At 64.1% G+C, this 16,433-nt stretch carries 17 protein-coding genes; 10 read left to right on the top strand and 7 right to left on the bottom strand.

What is annotated here, in order from left to right; translation table 11 throughout:
* The first annotated feature begins 126 nt into the window (after window positions 1–126).
* Window positions 127–1,680, top strand: a complete 1,554-nt coding sequence (locus R2676_RS01085) for a methyl-accepting chemotaxis protein (RefSeq protein ID WP_206275064.1) — start codon at window positions 127–129, stop codon at window positions 1,678–1,680.
* A gap of 92 nt (window positions 1,681–1,772) precedes the next feature.
* On the opposite strand, the gene R2676_RS01080 is transcribed toward R2676_RS01085, so the two are convergent.
* On the bottom strand, window positions 1,773–2,714 hold the full coding sequence (locus R2676_RS01080; protein ID WP_316856738.1) for a LysR substrate-binding domain-containing protein: 942 nt from the start codon (window positions 2,712–2,714) through the stop codon (window positions 1,773–1,775).
* A gap of 81 nt (window positions 2,715–2,795) precedes the next feature.
* Here R2676_RS01080 and R2676_RS01075 point away from each other — a divergent pair, with 81 nt between their 5' ends.
* The 3 genes from R2676_RS01075 (at window position 2,796) to R2676_RS01065 (ending at window position 5,990) form a co-directional block, all read left to right on the top strand.
* The gene (locus tag R2676_RS01075; protein WP_206275066.1) at window positions 2,796–3,194 is read left to right on the top strand and encodes a nuclear transport factor 2 family protein; all 399 of its coding nucleotides are present in this window, start codon (window positions 2,796–2,798) and stop codon (window positions 3,192–3,194) included.
* Between the two features lie 473 nt (window positions 3,195–3,667).
* The gene (locus tag R2676_RS01070) at window positions 3,668–4,936 is read left to right on the top strand and encodes a D-amino acid dehydrogenase (RefSeq protein ID WP_206275067.1); all 1,269 of its coding nucleotides are present in this window, start codon (window positions 3,668–3,670) and stop codon (window positions 4,934–4,936) included.
* Between the two features lie 130 nt (window positions 4,937–5,066).
* Window positions 5,067–5,990 (top strand): glutamate/aspartate ABC transporter substrate-binding protein, encoded by a 924-nt coding sequence (locus R2676_RS01065; protein WP_206275068.1) that lies wholly within the window; start codon window positions 5,067–5,069, stop codon window positions 5,988–5,990.
* A gap of 78 nt (window positions 5,991–6,068) precedes the next feature.
* Here the strand turns inward: R2676_RS01065 and R2676_RS01060 are convergent, their stop codons facing one another.
* From R2676_RS01060 to R2676_RS01035, 6 genes are all read right to left on the bottom strand, one after another.
* A complete protein-coding gene (locus tag R2676_RS01060; RefSeq protein WP_316856698.1) occupies window positions 6,069–6,818 on the bottom strand; it encodes an amino acid ABC transporter ATP-binding protein in 750 nt (249 codons plus the stop codon).
* Complete coding sequence (locus R2676_RS01055; protein ID WP_027680869.1) at window positions 6,815–7,507, bottom strand: amino acid ABC transporter permease; 693 nt, start codon at window positions 7,505–7,507, stop codon at window positions 6,815–6,817. The genes R2676_RS01060 and R2676_RS01055 overlap by 4 nt, the downstream gene beginning before the upstream one ends.
* A 2-nt stretch (window positions 7,508–7,509) precedes the next feature.
* Complete coding sequence (locus tag R2676_RS01050; RefSeq protein WP_206275069.1) at window positions 7,510–8,205, bottom strand: amino acid ABC transporter permease; 696 nt, start codon at window positions 8,203–8,205, stop codon at window positions 7,510–7,512.
* Between the two features lie 60 nt (window positions 8,206–8,265).
* Window positions 8,266–9,111: an ABC transporter substrate-binding protein gene (locus R2676_RS01045; RefSeq protein ID WP_316887194.1), complete on the bottom strand. Its 846-nt coding sequence runs from the start codon at window positions 9,109–9,111 to the stop codon at window positions 8,266–8,268.
* A 356-nt stretch (window positions 9,112–9,467) separates the two neighbouring features.
* Window positions 9,468–10,046, bottom strand: coding sequence for a hypothetical protein (locus tag R2676_RS01040; RefSeq protein WP_206275070.1), 579 nt, complete (start codon window positions 10,044–10,046; stop codon window positions 9,468–9,470).
* A gap of 89 nt (window positions 10,047–10,135) precedes the next feature.
* On the bottom strand, window positions 10,136–10,927 hold the full coding sequence (locus tag R2676_RS01035; protein ID WP_206275071.1) for an IclR family transcriptional regulator: 792 nt from the start codon (window positions 10,925–10,927) through the stop codon (window positions 10,136–10,138).
* Window positions 10,928–11,250: 323 nt separating this feature from the next.
* Here R2676_RS01035 and R2676_RS01030 point away from each other — a divergent pair, with 323 nt between their 5' ends.
* Genes R2676_RS01030 through pcaC form a run of 6 tightly spaced genes read left to right on the top strand, consistent with a single transcriptional unit; the run spans window position 11,251 to window position 16,425 of the window.
* Window positions 11,251–11,940 (top strand): 3-oxoacid CoA-transferase subunit A, encoded by a 690-nt coding sequence (locus R2676_RS01030; protein WP_102066906.1) that lies wholly within the window; start codon window positions 11,251–11,253, stop codon window positions 11,938–11,940.
* A complete protein-coding gene (locus R2676_RS01025; RefSeq protein WP_037027162.1) occupies window positions 11,937–12,599 on the top strand; it encodes a CoA transferase subunit B in 663 nt (220 codons plus the stop codon). Before R2676_RS01030 ends, R2676_RS01025 begins: the two co-directional genes overlap by 4 nt.
* A 22-nt stretch (window positions 12,600–12,621) precedes the next feature.
* A complete protein-coding gene (pcaF, locus tag R2676_RS01020; protein WP_102066537.1) occupies window positions 12,622–13,824 on the top strand; it encodes a 3-oxoadipyl-CoA thiolase in 1,203 nt (400 codons plus the stop codon).
* 13 nt (window positions 13,825–13,837) lie between these two features.
* A complete protein-coding gene (locus R2676_RS01015; protein WP_206275072.1) occupies window positions 13,838–15,199 on the top strand; it encodes a 3-carboxy-cis,cis-muconate cycloisomerase in 1,362 nt (453 codons plus the stop codon).
* A 22-nt stretch (window positions 15,200–15,221) separates the two neighbouring features.
* Window positions 15,222–16,034, top strand: coding sequence for a 3-oxoadipate enol-lactonase (gene pcaD / locus R2676_RS01010; protein WP_206275073.1), 813 nt, complete (start codon window positions 15,222–15,224; stop codon window positions 16,032–16,034).
* Complete coding sequence (gene pcaC / locus R2676_RS01005) at window positions 16,027–16,425, top strand: 4-carboxymuconolactone decarboxylase (protein ID WP_027680879.1); 399 nt, start codon at window positions 16,027–16,029, stop codon at window positions 16,423–16,425. The genes pcaD and pcaC overlap by 8 nt, the downstream gene beginning before the upstream one ends.
* Window positions 16,426–16,433 lie beyond the last annotated feature (8 nt).

The following is a 16,433-nucleotide window of genomic DNA, read 5'->3' as shown; positions in this document are numbered from 1 at the left end:
TTGCGTATCGCTTGGCTGCCGCTCCGGCGCTGAACTCGCCCCCCGGACTGCTGTACAGCTGGCGAAGCATCGGCGGAGAGCGTCAGCAGACCAGGGCCACGCGGGTGGCGAAGGGAACGGAACAGAATGCAGCTCATCAGGAACATGGGAATCGGCAAGCGCCTTGCCTTCGGATTTGCCGTTGTGCTGGCGTTTTCCGTCGTCATCACCGCCATTGCCATCTGGCGTCTCGACAATGCCGCGACGGCCACGCGGGCCATGATGAATGAGCCGCTGCTCAAGGAGCGTCTGATCGGCGACTGGTATGCCAATCTGGTCGTCGGCATCCGCCGAACCATTGCGGTCGCAAAGAGCGCCGATCCCACCCTGGGGCCGTATTTTGCGCAAGAGGCGGCGGCGTCATCAAAGGCCTCGGGCGAGTACCAGAAGAAGGTGGAAGCGCTGCTGTCCACCGAAGAAGAGAAGACGCTGTTCGCCAAGATCGGCGAGCTGCGCAAAGGCTATCTGAGCGCGCGGGATGCCATCAATGCGGCCAAGGCTTCGGGCAATCCGGACGAAGCCCAGCGGGTGCTCGACCAGGTCTTCGTGCCGGGTGCCAATGCGTACCAGGACATCATGCGTCAACTGCTGGAGGTGCAGCGTCGGTCCATCGACGATATCGCGAAGGACATCGACGCCAGCGCCGCAAAGAGCCGCACGTTGCTGATGGTATTGGAAGGGCTGATCTTGGCGCTCGGCCTTGTCTTTGCCTATTTCCTGACAGTGAGCATCACCCGGCCATTGCATGTGGCGGTCGGCATTGCAAGCCGTGTCGCGGCAGGGGATCTGTCGAGCGTGGCGGCTGCCAACTCGAAGGACGAGACCGGCAAGCTGTTGCAAGCCCTGGCTGACATGACGCAGCAACTGGTGGGCACGGTTGGAAGCATCCGCGTTGCAACCGAGTCGGTGGCCGGCGCCGCAGGCCAGATTGCAGCCGGCAACATGGACCTATCCACGCGCACCGAGCAACAGGCGGCTTCGATCGAGGAGACGGCGGCCAGCACGACGGAGCTGACCGAGGCCGTCAAGCGGAACGCCGAGAACGCACGTCAAGCCACGTCGCTCGCAGCCAGTGCGAGAGAGATGACGGAAGCCGGACGCGCTGAAGTGACGGCGATGGTGCAAACGGTGAGCGAGGTCAGCACGGCCTCCAAGAAGATTGCCGAGATCACCGGGCTGATCGAGGGCATTGCGTTCCAGACCAACATCCTGGCACTCAATGCTGCCGTGGAAGCCGCGCGAGCCGGCGAACAGGGCAGGGGGTTTGCCGTGGTGGCAGGCGAAGTGCGATCGCTGGCGCAACGCGCATCGGGTGCTGCAAAGGAAGTGAAGGCGCTGATCGAGGCATCTACCGGAAAAGTTGAACTCAGCTCCGAGCAGGCGTCGGGCGTGAATGCTGCGATGGCCCGCGTGAGTGTGGCCATTGAAGGTGTCTCGAGCATCATCGCCGAGATTGCCGTGGCATCGGACGAGCAAAGCCAAAACCTCGAGCAAGTGAGCCAGGCGATCAGTCAGATCGATCAGGTGACGCAGCAGAATGCCGCGCTGGTGGAAGAGTCTGCGGCGGCGGCGCAAGCGATGCAGGAGCAGTCCGGAAACCTGCGCCGCGCAGTCAGCGTCTTCAGGCTCGGGGCGGGCTAGCGGCAAGCAGGCGGAATGGTGTTGAGATGGCGTGGCAACAAGGCTGCGGGGCTGCGCCAGACTTCTTTCGGCCTTTCCGGCCTTTCCAACAATCAGTCTTCCTGCGGCAGCCGAGACAGGACGCCAGCAATGGCGCGAATCTTGGACTGGGCGGCGCGTTGGGACGGATAGACGACGAAGTACGACAAGCCGTTTTGCACCACGTCGATCAACGGCGTCACCAGTGACCCCGCCTGCAGGCGGTCTCTCGCCATCCGCGGATCGCCTATTGCAACGCCATGCCCTTCCGCCGCGGCGGTGAGCGTCAACTCCAGGGTATCGAAAACGAGCCCACGGTCTGCATCGATGTGGCGTGCGCCAACGCTGTCCAACCAGCATCGCCATTCCTCATGGCCCCTCCCGGGATGAAGCAACGTGGCATGAGCAAGATCGGCTGCCGAGTGAAGCGAAGCTGCCATCCTGCGCGTGCACATTGGCGTGAGCTGCTCGGCAAACAGCGGTATCGCTTCCATCCCGGCCCATTGGCCGGTGCCACGCACAACGATGGCGTAGACGTCGGGCGTCGTGAAGTCCGGCGTGTCGTCCGCCGATGTGGAGATACGGAGTTCTGTTCCTGGCAAGGCGTCATTGATGGTTGCCAGGCGTGGCAGCAACCAGCGAATCGCAAACGTGGACGGCACCCGCAGCGTGACGGTCGACGCTGTCTTGGCGTGAGCGTCTGCGTGCTGGACCAGCTGCGTGAGTACGCTGACGGCCACGCTCAACAGTTCGCTTCCGTCCGCCGTGAGCGTCAGCCCCGACGCATGCCGGACGAACAGTGCATACCGGTAGTGCGCTTCCAATTGTTGGATCTGACGGCTCACCGCGCCCTGCGTTCGACACAGATGGTCGGCGGCTTTGCTGATGCTCCCGAGTTGCGCCGCAGCGACGAATGACTGGAGCGCCGCCAGTGGCGGCAACGCCCGCGTCAAGTCAGTCAATGGGTATGCATGCGCTGCATACCCGGGTTGCGGATTTTTCGATTGTTGGGACATCGGTGCATCGATATCGTGCGTGCATCTAACGCGCGTCCGCACGAGCGTGCGGCGTTGTCGACGAATGACCGGAGAATAAACATGGCCTCATCGCCCGAAGCACTATACACGCGGCAGGTTCGCAACTATCTCGAGGAGTTGGAGCGCGGCGATGTCGCGGCGATCTGTGCGCTGTTCACGCCAGACGCCCAGATCTTCTCGCCCTTTCTTGGCTGGATGCTCCCCGCGCCATTCTTTACGAAGGTCAATGCAGCGTCGGGTGAAAGCAGGATCACCACGATCGACATCTGCGTCAGCACGACGGGCGCGCCACGTGCGACCGGCTACTTCATTTACGACTGGGGACTCAGCGATGGGTCCGCAGTGCGTTTCGAGTGCGTCGATGTTTTCGAATTCAACGACGATGGCCTCATCGAACGCATGATCATCGTCTACGACACCCACCCGATCCGCAGCACAGTAGGCGACAAGTACGCATAGCGGAAAGGATGTGCCCGGTCAGACGGCAAACCATACCGGCCCGCCGCCGCGCAGGGAGTAAGCCCACATTCTTTCCCCGGCAAGCCCCACCGTCTCGCGTCCGAGCACGACGCAGCCCACCGCCGGTTTGGCCTTTGACGTTCCTGCCCTAGATGGCGCCTTGAATTTCTGTTGCAGAGAGGAAAAAGGAAGGGAAACTGTCTGAGCGCAGCGAGTTTTCCCCTTCCCCTCTCTGCGACATCAATTCAAGGAGGGGGTCGCCATCTCGGGCGCGCCTTTCTTTGCTTACTTTCTTTGGCAAGACAAAAGTGAGTCAGCCCCGGCAGGGGATGAAACAAGGGATGGACCACCAGTCCAAAAGAACCCACCAAAAGCCCATAGCCCCACAACATCCCCCCCAACAACTCCGCATTTGCCCAACCACCGCCCGCCTCCTTAAGCTGCACCGACATTCCAAAATACGCAGCTTCTTCATGCACATCGCAGTAGTCGGCGCCGGCATCATCGGCATCAGCACGGCCCATGCGCTGGCTCAGGAAGGCCATCAGGTCACCCTGGTCGAGCGCCATCCGGGTCCGGGCGAGGGCACCAGTTACGCCAACGGCGGCCAGTTGAGCTACAGCTATGTGGCGCCGCTGGCCGGCCCGGGCGTGCTTTCGCACGTACCCGGCTGGTTGTTGCGCCGCGATTCGCCGCTGCGCCTGAAGCCATCGCTGGACCCGGCATTGCTGCGTTGGGGGCTGCGCTTCATCGCGGCCTGCAATCGTGACCGGGCCGATCGCACCACGCGTGAGCTGCTCGCGCTGTCGTTCTACAGCCGCGCACGCATGGAAGCGTTGCGGGAGGCGTCGCCGGATTTGGCGTTCAGCTTTGCGCGCCGCGGCAAGCTGGTGGTGCATCGCGATGCTGCGGCGTTTGAATCGGCACGCGCACAGGTCGGCTATCAGGCGACGCTTGGCTGCGAGCAGCATGCGTTGTCCGCCGACGAAACGGTCGCCCACGAGCCCGCGCTTGCCGGCGTGCGCGACCGGATCGTCGGCGCCATCTACACGCCCGACGAAGATGTGGCCGATTGCCACCAGCTCTGCGTCGGCCTGTTCAACCGGCTGCGCGCGATGCCGAACGTGACGCTGCGCTTCAATACCGGTGTCGATGCGTTGTGGACCGAAGGCCGCCGTGTGCGCGGTCTCAACCTGGCCGGTGGTGAGCAGGTTGCCGCTGATGCCGTGGTGATGGCCGCGGGCGTGACGAGCGCCAGGCTGCTCAGCCCATTGCGCATCGACGCAGGGCTGTATCCGCTGAAGGGTTACAGCATCAGCCTGCCGCTCGGGGAGGGCGATGTTGCCCCGGTGATCAGCGTGACGGATGCCGCGCGCAAGATCGTCTACGCCCGCATCGGGCAGACGTTGCGTGTGGCGGGCATGGCCGATCTGGTGGGTTGGTCGACGGCGCTGGACACGCGCCGCGCCCAGACGCTGTATGACGAAACGCGGGCGCTGTTTCCGGGTGCCATGCGCGCCAATGACGCGGGTGCCGATGCGGCACCGTGGGCTGGCATGCGGCCTGCAACGCCAACCGGCGTGCCCGTGGTCGGGGCCTCACCGGTGGAAGGCTTGTGGTTGAACGTGGGGCACGGAGCGCTGGGCTTTACGCTGGCGCTCGGCAGCGCAGGCTTGCTGACCGACCTGATTGCCGGCCGCAAGCCCGCGATTTCCCCAGTGCCGTATGCGCTGGCCACGTGACACAAGAGCGAGATACGAGATTCAGAACGAGATTCAAAGACCGAGCGTGCAGGCTTGATGATGTGCCTCTGGCCCGCGCCCATTGGTAACCAAAGTAGTCTGGAGCGAACACACCCATAGGAGGGGAAGCATGAAGACCTTGCATTCGACCAAACGGATTCTGTGTGGCCTGACGCTGGCTGCGGCTGGCGCGCTGGCAGCGCTGTCGACCGGTGCGCAGGCGCAGTCAACCGACACGCTGGCCAAGATCAAGCAATCGGGCGTGATCTCGGTGGGCTATCGCGAGTCGTCGATTCCGTTCTCGTACCAGGCTGACGCGAACACCATCACCGGCTATTCGCAGGAAATCTCCAACATGATCGTTGCCGGCGTGGAAAAGGCAGTGGGCAAGAAGCTGCAGGTCAAGCTCACGCCGATCACGTCGCAGAACCGCATCTCGCTGCTGCAGAACGGGACGATCGACTTCGAGTGCGGCTCGACCACCAACAACCTCGAGCGCCAGAAGCAGGTCGCGTTCTCCAACAACATCTTCATCTACGGCATGTTGATGCTGGTGAAGAAGGATTCGGGCATCAAGGACTTCCCCGACCTGAAGGGCAAGACCGTGGTGACCACCGCCGGCACCACTGAAGACCGCATCCTGCAGAAGATGAATGGCGAGGCCAAGGACGCCGACAAGATGAACCTGATCCTGGCGAAGGATCACGGCCAGGCATTCCTGACGCTGGAATCGGGCCGCGCCGTGGCATTCGTGATGGATGAGCCGCTGTTGTACGGCGAGCGCACGAAGGCCAAGAACCAGGCTGACTGGGTGGTCACGGGCACGCCGCTGCAGACCGAAACCTACGCCTGCATGATGCGCAAGGACGATCCCGCGTTCAAGAAAGTGGCCGACGACGTGATTGCCGACCTGATGAAGTCGGGCAAGGCGAATGACCTGTACAAGAAGTGGTTCCTGTCGCCGATTCCGCCGAAGGGTCTGAACCTGAACTACCCGATGACCACGGGCATGAAGGACTTGTACGCGCATCCGAACGACAAGGCCATTCAATAAGCCGCGTTGCCGCGCATCCAAAGAAAACGGGGAACAGTGTTCCCCGTTTTTTTATTTGGCCGCCCGCTGCGTGAAGGTTCAGGCCGGTTCGCTCCACGGCGACCGAATGTCGGCCAGGAAGCGCTGCGCACGCGGGTGCTGCGGGCGCTGGAAGAAATCTTCAGGCGTGGCGCGTTCCAGCACCTGACCCTGGTCCATGAACAGGACGCGGTCGGCCACCTCGCGTGCAAAGCCCATTTCGTGCGTGACGCAGACCATGGTCATGCCGTCGCGGGCGAGGTCCTTCATGACCAGCAGCACCTCGTTCACCATCTCCGGGTCCAGCGCGGAGGTCGGCTCGTCGAACAGCATCACGGGCGGCTTCATGGCCAGGGCGCGCGCGATGGCCACGCGCTGTTGCTGGCCGCCCGACAGCTCGCCAGGGTAGGCGCCGGCCTTGTGCGGCAGGCCCACGCGTTCGAGCAGGCTCATCGCAAAGTCCTTCGCTTCCTGTGGTGCCATGCGCTTGAGCTGCACCGGCGCCAGCGTGCAGTTCTGCATGACGGTCAGGTGCGGAAACAGGTTGAACTGCTGGAACACGAAGCCGATGCCGCTGCGGAGTACGTTGACGTCGACGCCCGGCGCATGCACTTCGTGTCCGTTCACGACGATGCGGCCTTTCTGAATGGCTTCGAGCCGGTTCAGCGTGCGGATGAGCGTCGACTTGCCGGAGCCCGACGGCCCGCACACGACCAGGACTTCGCCCTTGGCAACGGTTTCGTTGATGTCGACCAGCGCGTGGTAATCGCCGTACCACTTGTCGACGTGTTCGATCGTGATCATGTTCATGGTTTGGACGGTGCGTGTGCTGCAAGGCGGCGTTCAAGGTAGAACGCCACGCGCGTCAGGCTGAAGCACATGATGAAGTAGCTGATGCCGAGGAGGCCGTAGACCTCGGCGGACTTGACCATCACGGCGGTGCTGATCTGCCCGGCCACGAACGACACCTCGGGCAGGCTGATGATGTAACCGAGCGAGGTCTCCTTGATGGTCGACACGAGCTGATTGACGAGCGACGGCAGCATGTTGCGCAGCGCCTGCGGCAGGATCACGCGGCGCATCGCCTGCATGTACGACAGGCCCAGCGAGCGGGCGCTTTCCATTTGCCCGCGCGGCAACGCCTGGATGCCTGCGCGCACGATCTCCGCCAGATATGCGCCGTCGAAGATCACCAGCGCGGTCAGCATGGTGCTGAACTGGTCCGTGCGCTGGCCGGTGACGGACGGCAGCAGGAAATACGCCCAGAAGATCACCATCAGCAGCGGCGTGCCGCGCACGATATAGACGAGCGCGGTGGCGGGCCAGCGCAGCGCGGCAATCGGGCTGACGCGGCACAGGCCCAGCAGGATGCCCACCGGCAGCGCGAGCACAAGGCCCGCGGACGCCAGCAGGAACGTCAGCGCCAAGCCGCCCAGCGGCCCATTCGGGTACTGACCGATGAGGTAGTAGATACCGTAGGTTTGAATGAGATCGAGCATGGCTACAGCGTCCGGACGGGGTAGCGATGCTGATACCAGGCGGAGAACACCGTGATCGCGATCGAGATGGTCAGATAGGCCGCGGTGGCAAACGCAAACGCCTCAAAGCCGCGGAAGGTGGCGGACTCCACCTGCTGCGCCTGGTACATCAATTCGGCCACGCCGATCACCATGGCGATGCTGGAGTTTTTCCACAGGTTCAACGTTTGGCTGACCAGCGGCGGGACGGTCACGCGCAGCGATTGCGGCAGCACCACCAGCCGCATGGCCTGCAGGAACGAGAGTCCGAGCGCGCGGCTGGCTTCCAGCTGTTCCTTCGGAATCGAGCGGATGCCGCTGCGGATGTCTTCCGCCATGTACGCGGCCGTGTAGAGCACGAGCGCAATGACGGCGCTCGCGGCCTCGTAGTTCATGCTGTACAGCCAGTCCCGGATGAACTCCGGCAGGATCTGCGGCGCGCCGAAATACCAGAACAGCATGTGGGCGAGCAGTGGCACGTTGCGGATGGCTTCGACAAAGGCTTGGCCGATGCCGCGCAGCGGTGCAGCCGGCGCCAGGCGCAGCAGCGCCACGACGATGGCAAGCGGCAGCGTCAGCACGAAGGCCAGCACGGAGAGCTTGATCGACAGGAAGAAACCGCTGACGAGCCACTGGTGATACTGCCCCGAGAGCAGCATCGACAAATCAAAATGGGGCATGGAGATTCACCGCCCGGACGCAGTTTGGAAGCCTGGTCCGGGCGGCCCGACCTTTAGCGATTAATCGATCTTGTCGGTAGAAATCTTGAAGGTGCGCTGCGGGAAGGCCATCTTGGTATTCGGGCCGAACCACTTGTCGAACAGCTTCTGCGCCTCGCCGCTCTTTTCCATGCCCAGCAGCACGTCGTCGACCTGCTTCTTGAAGGCCGGCTCGCCCTTGCGGATGCCCAGTGCGAGGTGTTCGGTCGACAGGTTTTCCGGCAGCAGCGCGTAGTCCTTGGCCGCCGGGCCCATCTTGGCCATGTTGCCGATCAGCGTGGTTTCGTCGTTCACGTAGGCGACGCCCTTGCCTTGCTGCAGGGCCAGCAATGCCTGCGGGCTGTTGTCGAACGAGACAACATCGGCGTTCTTGATGGCCTTGGCAATGTTGGCCTCCATGGTCGAACCCTTGACCGTCAGCAGCTTCTTGCCATCCAGCTGGCCGAGCGACGTGATGCCGCTGCTCTTCTTCACCATGGCCTTCTGGCCGGTGATGAACGTCGACACCGAGAAGTCGATCTGCGCCTCGCGCTCCTTGTTGTGCGTAAGCGAGGCGGCCAGCAGGTCGACGCGGCCTTGCTGCAGTTCGGGCAGGCGGGCGGCCACGGCCAGTTGCTTGAGCACGGGCTTGACGCCCAGGCTCTTGGCGATGGCGTCGCACATGTCGACGTCGTAGCCGACGATCTCGCGGCTCATCGGGCCCTTCAGGAAGCTGAACGGCTCGTCGGTGCCGAGCACGCCGCAGACCAGTTCGCCCTTCTTCTTGATGTCGGAAACTTGATCAGCGTGCGCAGTGGTGGCGACCAGGGTTGCCGCGGCCAGGATGGCGGCACCCGCAAATTGCGTCAGACGTCGGTTTGTTTTCATCGGATTTCCTCCTTGACGACTTCGGTGGTGAATAGTGTGCGAATCAGAACCGCCCGCGAGCATACCGGCGTATGCGCCGTTTGCATGCGCGGACTTCGGATAACCATATGACGCCGAGCGAAACGCCCAACTATAGTCCATGCCGGCGTGGCACAGATGGCGGATGGCAAGCAGGGCGGGGTGCGGTGCACAGGCGGGATTGTGGGGGTGGCCGGGTTGCGAGCCAGCAGCCTGGTGAGGCTGGCGCGGCAAGGCAGCAGCCCGGCGGACGTTGCATGAAATGAGACGTTGTCTACCATTAATGACATGGCAGCCGACTGCGCTCCATCAGGGGATTCCCGGGGCGAAGCGCGCGCTTAGAGCGTGCCGCAGATCGATTCGTTGATGGGGACGTCGCCCACCGTCTCGTGGTCGTTGCCGCGATAGCGGTAGACCAGGCTCAGGCCCAGGCGCGTGAGGATGCGCACGTCGCCGTTATTGCAGATGTTCTTCTGCAGGATCGGCACGAAATTCAGCCGAAAGCCCTGCGAGGCTGCCGAGTGCGCCGCGTAGTTGGTCAGCGTGATGACGAAGACGAGGTTCTTCTTCTGCGCCAGCGAGCATTGCACCAGCGCGGTCTCGCGGTCGAGCGGGACGGGGGTGAAACGGTTGATTTCGGCACAGGCCTGGGCGAGGGCGCGGTCTGCATTGCGGGCGGGGCCCGTGAGGGCGGGCACGCCGGCGGCGGCCGTGCTGCGACCCGTGGCGGCGCCCACCAGCATGCGGGCCAGCGGCGTCAATTCCTGCATGGCCGTCGCCAGCGGCGTCGATTGGGCCCAAACAGGGCTGGACAGCAACGGGAGGGCAAGCGCCAGGACGCGCGAAGCACGCACCCGGCGTTGGCAACCTTTCACATCCAGACCGGTGTGAATGGCGGTGTGTTGAGTCACAGACATCCTCTTTGCCCACGGAGCCACAATTTTATTGAAAAAACTGTCGGGATGCGAGGCGCGAAGCGCACTGGCGCTGGCGCTTTCAACTCAGGTCAGGTCCGTACGCGCACCATGGCCGAAATGCGCTCGGCCGCCTGCTGCAGCGGGCCGAGAAACTGCTTCGTCATCTGTTTGCCGGAAGTTCGGTTGGCCTGGCCGCTGATGTTCATGGCTGCGATGATGTCGCCCGCCCGATTGCGGATCGGCGCCGACAGCGAAATCAGCCCTTCCTCAAGCTCCTGGTCAACGAGCGCCCAACCCTGTTGGCGCACGCCGGCAATGACCTCTTTCAATGCGTCGACGTCTGTAATGGTGCGCTGCGTGCGGGCGCGTCGGTCCGATTCACGCAATGCAATGTCGAGCCGATCTTCGGGCAGGCCCGACAGCAGCACGCGGCCCATCGATGTGCAGAAGGCCGGCAGGCGGCTGCCGACCGACAGGTTCAGCGCGATGATCTTCTGCGTGGGCACGCGCAGGACGTAGACGATTTCCGTCCCGTCCAGTACCGAGGCAGAGCAACTTTCGTGCACTGTCTGCACCAGTTCTTCCATCACCGGCTCGGCGAGGTTCCAGAACGGCATCGACGTGAGATAGGCGAACCCGAGGTCGAGGATCTTGGGTGTAAGGCGGAAGAGGCGGCCTTCAAAGCTGACATAGCCGAGGCTGAACAGCGTGAGCAGGATGCGGCGGGCGCCGGCGCGGGTCAGGCCCGTGGCCTCGGCGACTTCGGAGAGCGTTTGCTCCGGGCGTTCCGCATTGAACGCACGGATGACCGACAGCCCCCGTGCAAATGACTGGACGTAGGAATCGCTGGGTTTTTCGGTGGGTAGTTCGGCAGCGGACATGCAAAGAAGGCGAAAGCGATGCAGTGGACTCAAGACTACTGGCATTGCCTCGGTTTCGCCACTCGAACAGGCGATCGGGATGCGTACGCCTTGACACCCTGGCGCGGGCAGGCGTAGATTCGTTCTTGGATCGAACGTCAGTTCGTATGGCGAACAAATGGAGTAAAGCAAGCGTGGGCCGGACAGCAAAGGCCTGTGTCGATCCGATCGTCAAACAGGAGACTCGCAGGCCGCTCGCTAGCGGCTCGGCCATGTCCGGCCCCGCGATGCTCCGCCCCGCGCCAGCCATCGAGAATGTGCGGCGCCCTTGCCGGAGAATGCACGTGATCAACAAGCTTTGTCCGTCTGTGGAGGCCGCTCTGGCCGATATCCCGGACGGTGCCACCATCATGATCGGCGGGTTCGGTACCGCCGGCATGCCCTCGGAACTCATCGACGGGCTGATCGCGCATGGCGCGCGTGAACTGACCATCATCAACAACAACGCCGGCAATGGCGAGACGGGCCTGGCCGCGCTGCTCAAGGCGCGCCGCGTACGCAAGATCGTCTGCTCGTTTCCGCGTCAGGCCGATTCGTATGTATTCGATGCGCTCTACCGCGCCGGCGAGATCGAACTGGAACTGGTGCCGCAAGGCAACCTGGCCGAGCGCATCCGTGCCGCAGGTGCCGGCATTGGAGGGTTTTTCTGCCCGACCGCCTACGGCACGCAATTGGCCGAAGGCAAGGAAACGCGCATCATCGACGGCAAGCCGTACGTGTTCGAGCTGCCGCTGACGGCGGACTACGCCCTCATCAAGGCCCTGCGTGCGGACCGCTGGGGCAACCTCGTCTATCGCAAGACCGCTCGCAACTTCGGGCCGGTGATGGCCATGGCGGCCAAGTGCACCATCGCGCAGGTCAGCGAGACGGTAGAACTTGGCGAGCTGGACCCGGAACACATCGTCACGCCCGGCATTTTTGTGAAGCGCGTCGTGAAACTCGTCTCCGCGCAACCCGCCAAGGAGGCCGCATGAGCGCCGAAACCACCACCAAGATCCAACGCTGGACGCGCGATCAGATCGCTACCCGTGTGGCGCGCGATATTCCCGACGGCTCGGTCGTCAACCTGGGCATCGGTCTGCCGACGCTGGTGGCGAACCAGCTGCCGGCCGATCGCGAAATCATTCTGCATACCGAGAACGGTCTGCTCGGCATGGGCCCGGCGCCCGCTCCCGGGCAAGAAGACGAAGACCTCATCAACGCGGGCAAGCAGCCGGTCACGGTCAAGCCTGGCGCATCGTTCTTCCATCACGCCGATTCGTTTGCCATGATGCGGGGCGGCCATCTCGACTATTGCGTGCTCGGCGCCTTCCAGGTGTCGGCCACGGGTGACCTGGCCAACTGGCACACCGGAGCACCGGATGCCATCCCCGCCGTGGGCGGCGCGATGGACCTGGCTATTGGTGCCAAGCGCGTCTTCGTCATGATGGAGCACCAGACCAAGCAGGGCGAAAGCAAGATCGTGCCGTCGTGCACGTACCCGCTGACGGGCATCGGCTGTGTCGATACCATCTACACCGACCTTGCCGTGATCGACATCACGCCCGAGGGGCTGGTGGTGCGCGAGATGGCCGACGGCCTCGATTTCGATACGCTGCAGACGATGACGGCGGCGCCGTTGCGTCGTGCCTAGAACCATTGGAGACAGAACCATCATGACCGAAGCCTTTATCTGCGACGCCATCCGGACCCCTATCGGGCGATACGGCGGCAGCCTGTCCGCCGTGCGCGCGGATGATCTGGGTGCCGTACCGCTCAAGGCGCTGATGGCGCGCAACCCGCAGGTCGACTGGTCGGCCATCGACGACGTGATCTTCGGCTGCGCCAATCAGGCGGGCGAAGACAACCGCAACGTGGCGCGCATGTCGTCGCTGCTGGCCGGGTTGCCCGACAGCGTGCCGGGCTCGACCATCAACCGCCTGTGCGGCTCGGGCATGGACGCCACCGGCACCGCCGCGCGTGCCATTCGCTCGGGAGAAACCGCGCTGATGATCGCGGGCGGCGTGGAAAGCATGAGCCGCGCGCCGTTTGTGATGGGCAAGGCGGCCAGCGCCTTCTCGCGCGATGCTGCCATCTACGACACGACCATCGGCTGGCGCTTCATCAACCCGCTGATGAAGGCGCAATACGGCGTCGACTCGATGCCCGAAACCGCCGAGAACGTCGCCACCGACTACAAGGTCAACCGCGAAGATCAAGACCGCTTCGCGCTGCGCAGCCAGGCGAGCGCCGCACGTGCGCAGGAAGACGGCACGCTCGCGCAGGAAATCACGCCGGTGACGATTCCGCAGAAGAAGGGCGATGCCATCGTTGTCAGCCGTGACGAGCATCCGCGTGCGACAACCATGGAAGCGCTCGCCAAGCTCAAAGGCGTGGTGCGTCCGGACGGCACGGTGACGGCCGGCAATGCGTCGGGCGTGAACGACGGCGCCTGCGCGCTCCTCCTTGCCAATGAAGAATCCGCCAAGCGTTTTGGCCTGACGCCGCGTGCGCGCATCGTTGGCATGGCCACGGCTGGCGTGCCGCCACGCGTGATGGGCATTGGGCCGGCACCGGCGTCGCAAAAGCTGCTCAAGCAGCTGGGCCTGACGATCGATCAGATGGATGTGATCGAGTTGAACGAGGCGTTTGCCGCGCAGGGTTTGGCTGTGACGCGCCAGCTGGGCCTGCGTGATGACGACCCCCGCGTCAACCCGAACGGCGGCGCCATCGCACTGGGCCACCCGCTCGGCATGAGCGGCGCGCGCCTGGTGACGACGGCGATGTATCAGCTGCAACGCACCGGTGGACGCTACGCGCTGTGCACGATGTGCATTGGCGTGGGCCAGGGCATTGCGCTGGTCATCGAACGCGTTTGAGTTGGCCACGGCCATGACCAGCGGACTGCTCGATCGCGCCTTCTCCACACCGGCCATGCTGGCGGTGTGGTCCGATGCGGCCACCGTGCGCACGATGCTCGACGTGGAAGCCGCGCTGGCGCAGGCCGAAGGCGCGGTTGGTGTGATCCCGGCGGAAGCCGTTGCGCCGATTCGCGCGGTGTGCGCCAAGGCGACGTTGGACCTGGAAGCGCTCGGCAATGCCGCTGCCAGCGCAGGCAACCTGGCGATCCCGCTGGTCAAGCAACTGACTGCCGCTGTTGCCCAGCACGATGAAAACGCCGCGCGCTACGTGCACTGGGGCGCGACCAGCCAGGACATCATCGATACCGGCTTGATGTTGCAGTGGCGGCAATCGGCTGCGTTGCTCGAAGCGGATTTGCAAAAGCTGGCCGACGCGCTCGCTGCACTGGCGCAACGTCATCGCAATACGCCGATGGTGGCGCGCACGTGGTTGCAGCAGGCCCTGCCGACGACGTTCGGGCGCAAGGTTGCGGGCTGGCTGGAAGCCGTGCATCGCGCGCAGGATCGTTTTGCCGCGCTGCACGCGCATGTGCCCGCGCTCCAGTTTGGCGGAGCGGCAGGCACGCTTGCCAGCCTGGGTGAACATGCACGCGCTGTTGCTCAAACGCTGGCGCACGAACTTGATCTGCCGCTGCCAGCGCTCGCTTGGCACGGCGAGCAGGATCGAATCGCCGAGATCGGCACGACGCTCGCGTTGCTGACCGGCACACTGGGCCATGTCGCGCGCGATCTCTCGCTCATGATGCAAACAGAGGTGGGCGAAGTTGCGGAGCCGTCCAGTGCCGGCAAGGGCGGTTCTTCCACCATGCCGCATAAGCGCAACCCGGTTGGCTGCGCGACGGTGCTGGCTGCGGCCACGCGCATGCCTGGCCTGGCGAGCACACTGCTGGCTGCGCTGCCGCAGGAGCACGAACGCGCGCTCGGCGGTTGGCAGGCGCAGTGGGTGACGTTGCGTGAGATGGCCTGTCTCGCGGCGGGCGCGCTCGATCGCATGTGCGAGATCGTCGGAGGTTTGCAGGTCGACGCTGCTCGCATGCGCGCGAATCTTGACCTTACGCACGGCCTGATTCTCGGTGAAGCCGTGATGCTGGCGCTGGGGGCGGATCTTGGACGCCTGCAGGCGCACCATGTGGTCGAAGCTGCCAGCCGCAAAGCGGTACAAGAGAACAAGACGCTGCATGACGTACTTGCGCAGGATGCCGACGTCCTTCGTATCTGGGGTGCAGCCGCGCCGCAACGGCTGAGCGCGCTGCTCGACCCCACCCATTACCTTGGCGATGCGGGCGCCGCTGTTGACCGCGCGCTTGCGGAACGCGCCCGCCGCCATCCCTGAACACGCATTCCACGGAGACACCATGCCCTGGCTTGAACACGACAACGTCCGCCTGTATCACGAATTCGACGATGGGCCCGCCACGGGTAAGCCGGTGCTGGTGCTGTCGAATTCGCTCGGCACCAACCTCGGTATGTGGGAGCCGCAGCTCGACGCGTTGCGCCAGCACTTCCGCCTGCTGCGCTATGACCAGCGCGGCCACGGGCAATCCAGCGTGCCGGACGCGCCGTTTGGCGTCGCGCAACTCGGCGGTGATGTGCTCGCGCTGCTCGACCACTACAACATTGAGCTGGCGCTGTTCTGCGGCCTGTCGATGGGCGGGCTGACCGGCCTGTGGCTGGCCGCGCATCACGGCGAGCGTTTCCCGCGCATGGTCGTGACGAACACCGCCGCGCTGATCGGCACGCAGCAAAGCTGGAATACACGCATCGCGCAGGTCGAGCAGGGCGGCATGGCCAGCATTACGGAAACGGTGCTGGAGCGCTGGTTCACGCAGGGCTACCGCGATGCCAACGCCGGCCGCGTCGACATCGTCAAGGCGATGTTGCTGTCCACGCCGGACGCCGGCTACAACGGCAACTGCGCAGCCATTCGCGATGCAGATCTGCGCGCGCAATTGCCGAACATCCGCGTGCCCATGCTGATGATTGGCGGCACGCACGATATTTCCACGCCGGCAGCACAGACCAAGCTCATTGCCGACGGCGTGCCCGGCGCCCAGTACATCGAACTGTCTGCCGGCCACCTCGCCAACTGGGAGCAGGCCGACGGCTACACCGAAGCGCTGGTCAGCTTCTTGACGACCGGCGTGGCGCGCGAGGTGGCCCATGGATGATCGCGAACGCTACGCCGCGGGCATGGAAGTGCGCCGCGCTGTGCTGGGCGATGCCCACGTCGACCGTGCCAACGCCGCGCAGACCGATCTGACGGCTCCGTTTCAAGACCTCATCACGCGCTACGCGTGGGGCGAAATCTGGACGCGCCCCGGCTTGCCGCGCCACACCCGCAGCCTGCTGACGATCGCCATGATGGTCGCCCTCGGCCGCGACGGCGAGTTGCGTTTGCATCTGCGCGCTGCCGCCAACAACGGTGTCACGCGCGACGAGATCCAGGAAACGCTGTTGCAGACCGCCATCTACTGCGGCGTGCCGGCTGCCAACCATGCCTTCCATCTCGCGCAGACAGTGTTTGCCGAGATGGATGCGGAGGGCGCTGCGAAGAAGTAACACCGCCG

This window comes from Ralstonia flatus (assembly GCF_958439105.1).
GTDB classification, from domain to species: Bacteria; Pseudomonadota; Gammaproteobacteria; order Burkholderiales; family Burkholderiaceae; genus Ralstonia; species Ralstonia flatus.
The sequence above is the reverse complement of the archived record's forward strand: the minus strand, read 5'-3'. Positions and strand labels throughout refer to the sequence as shown.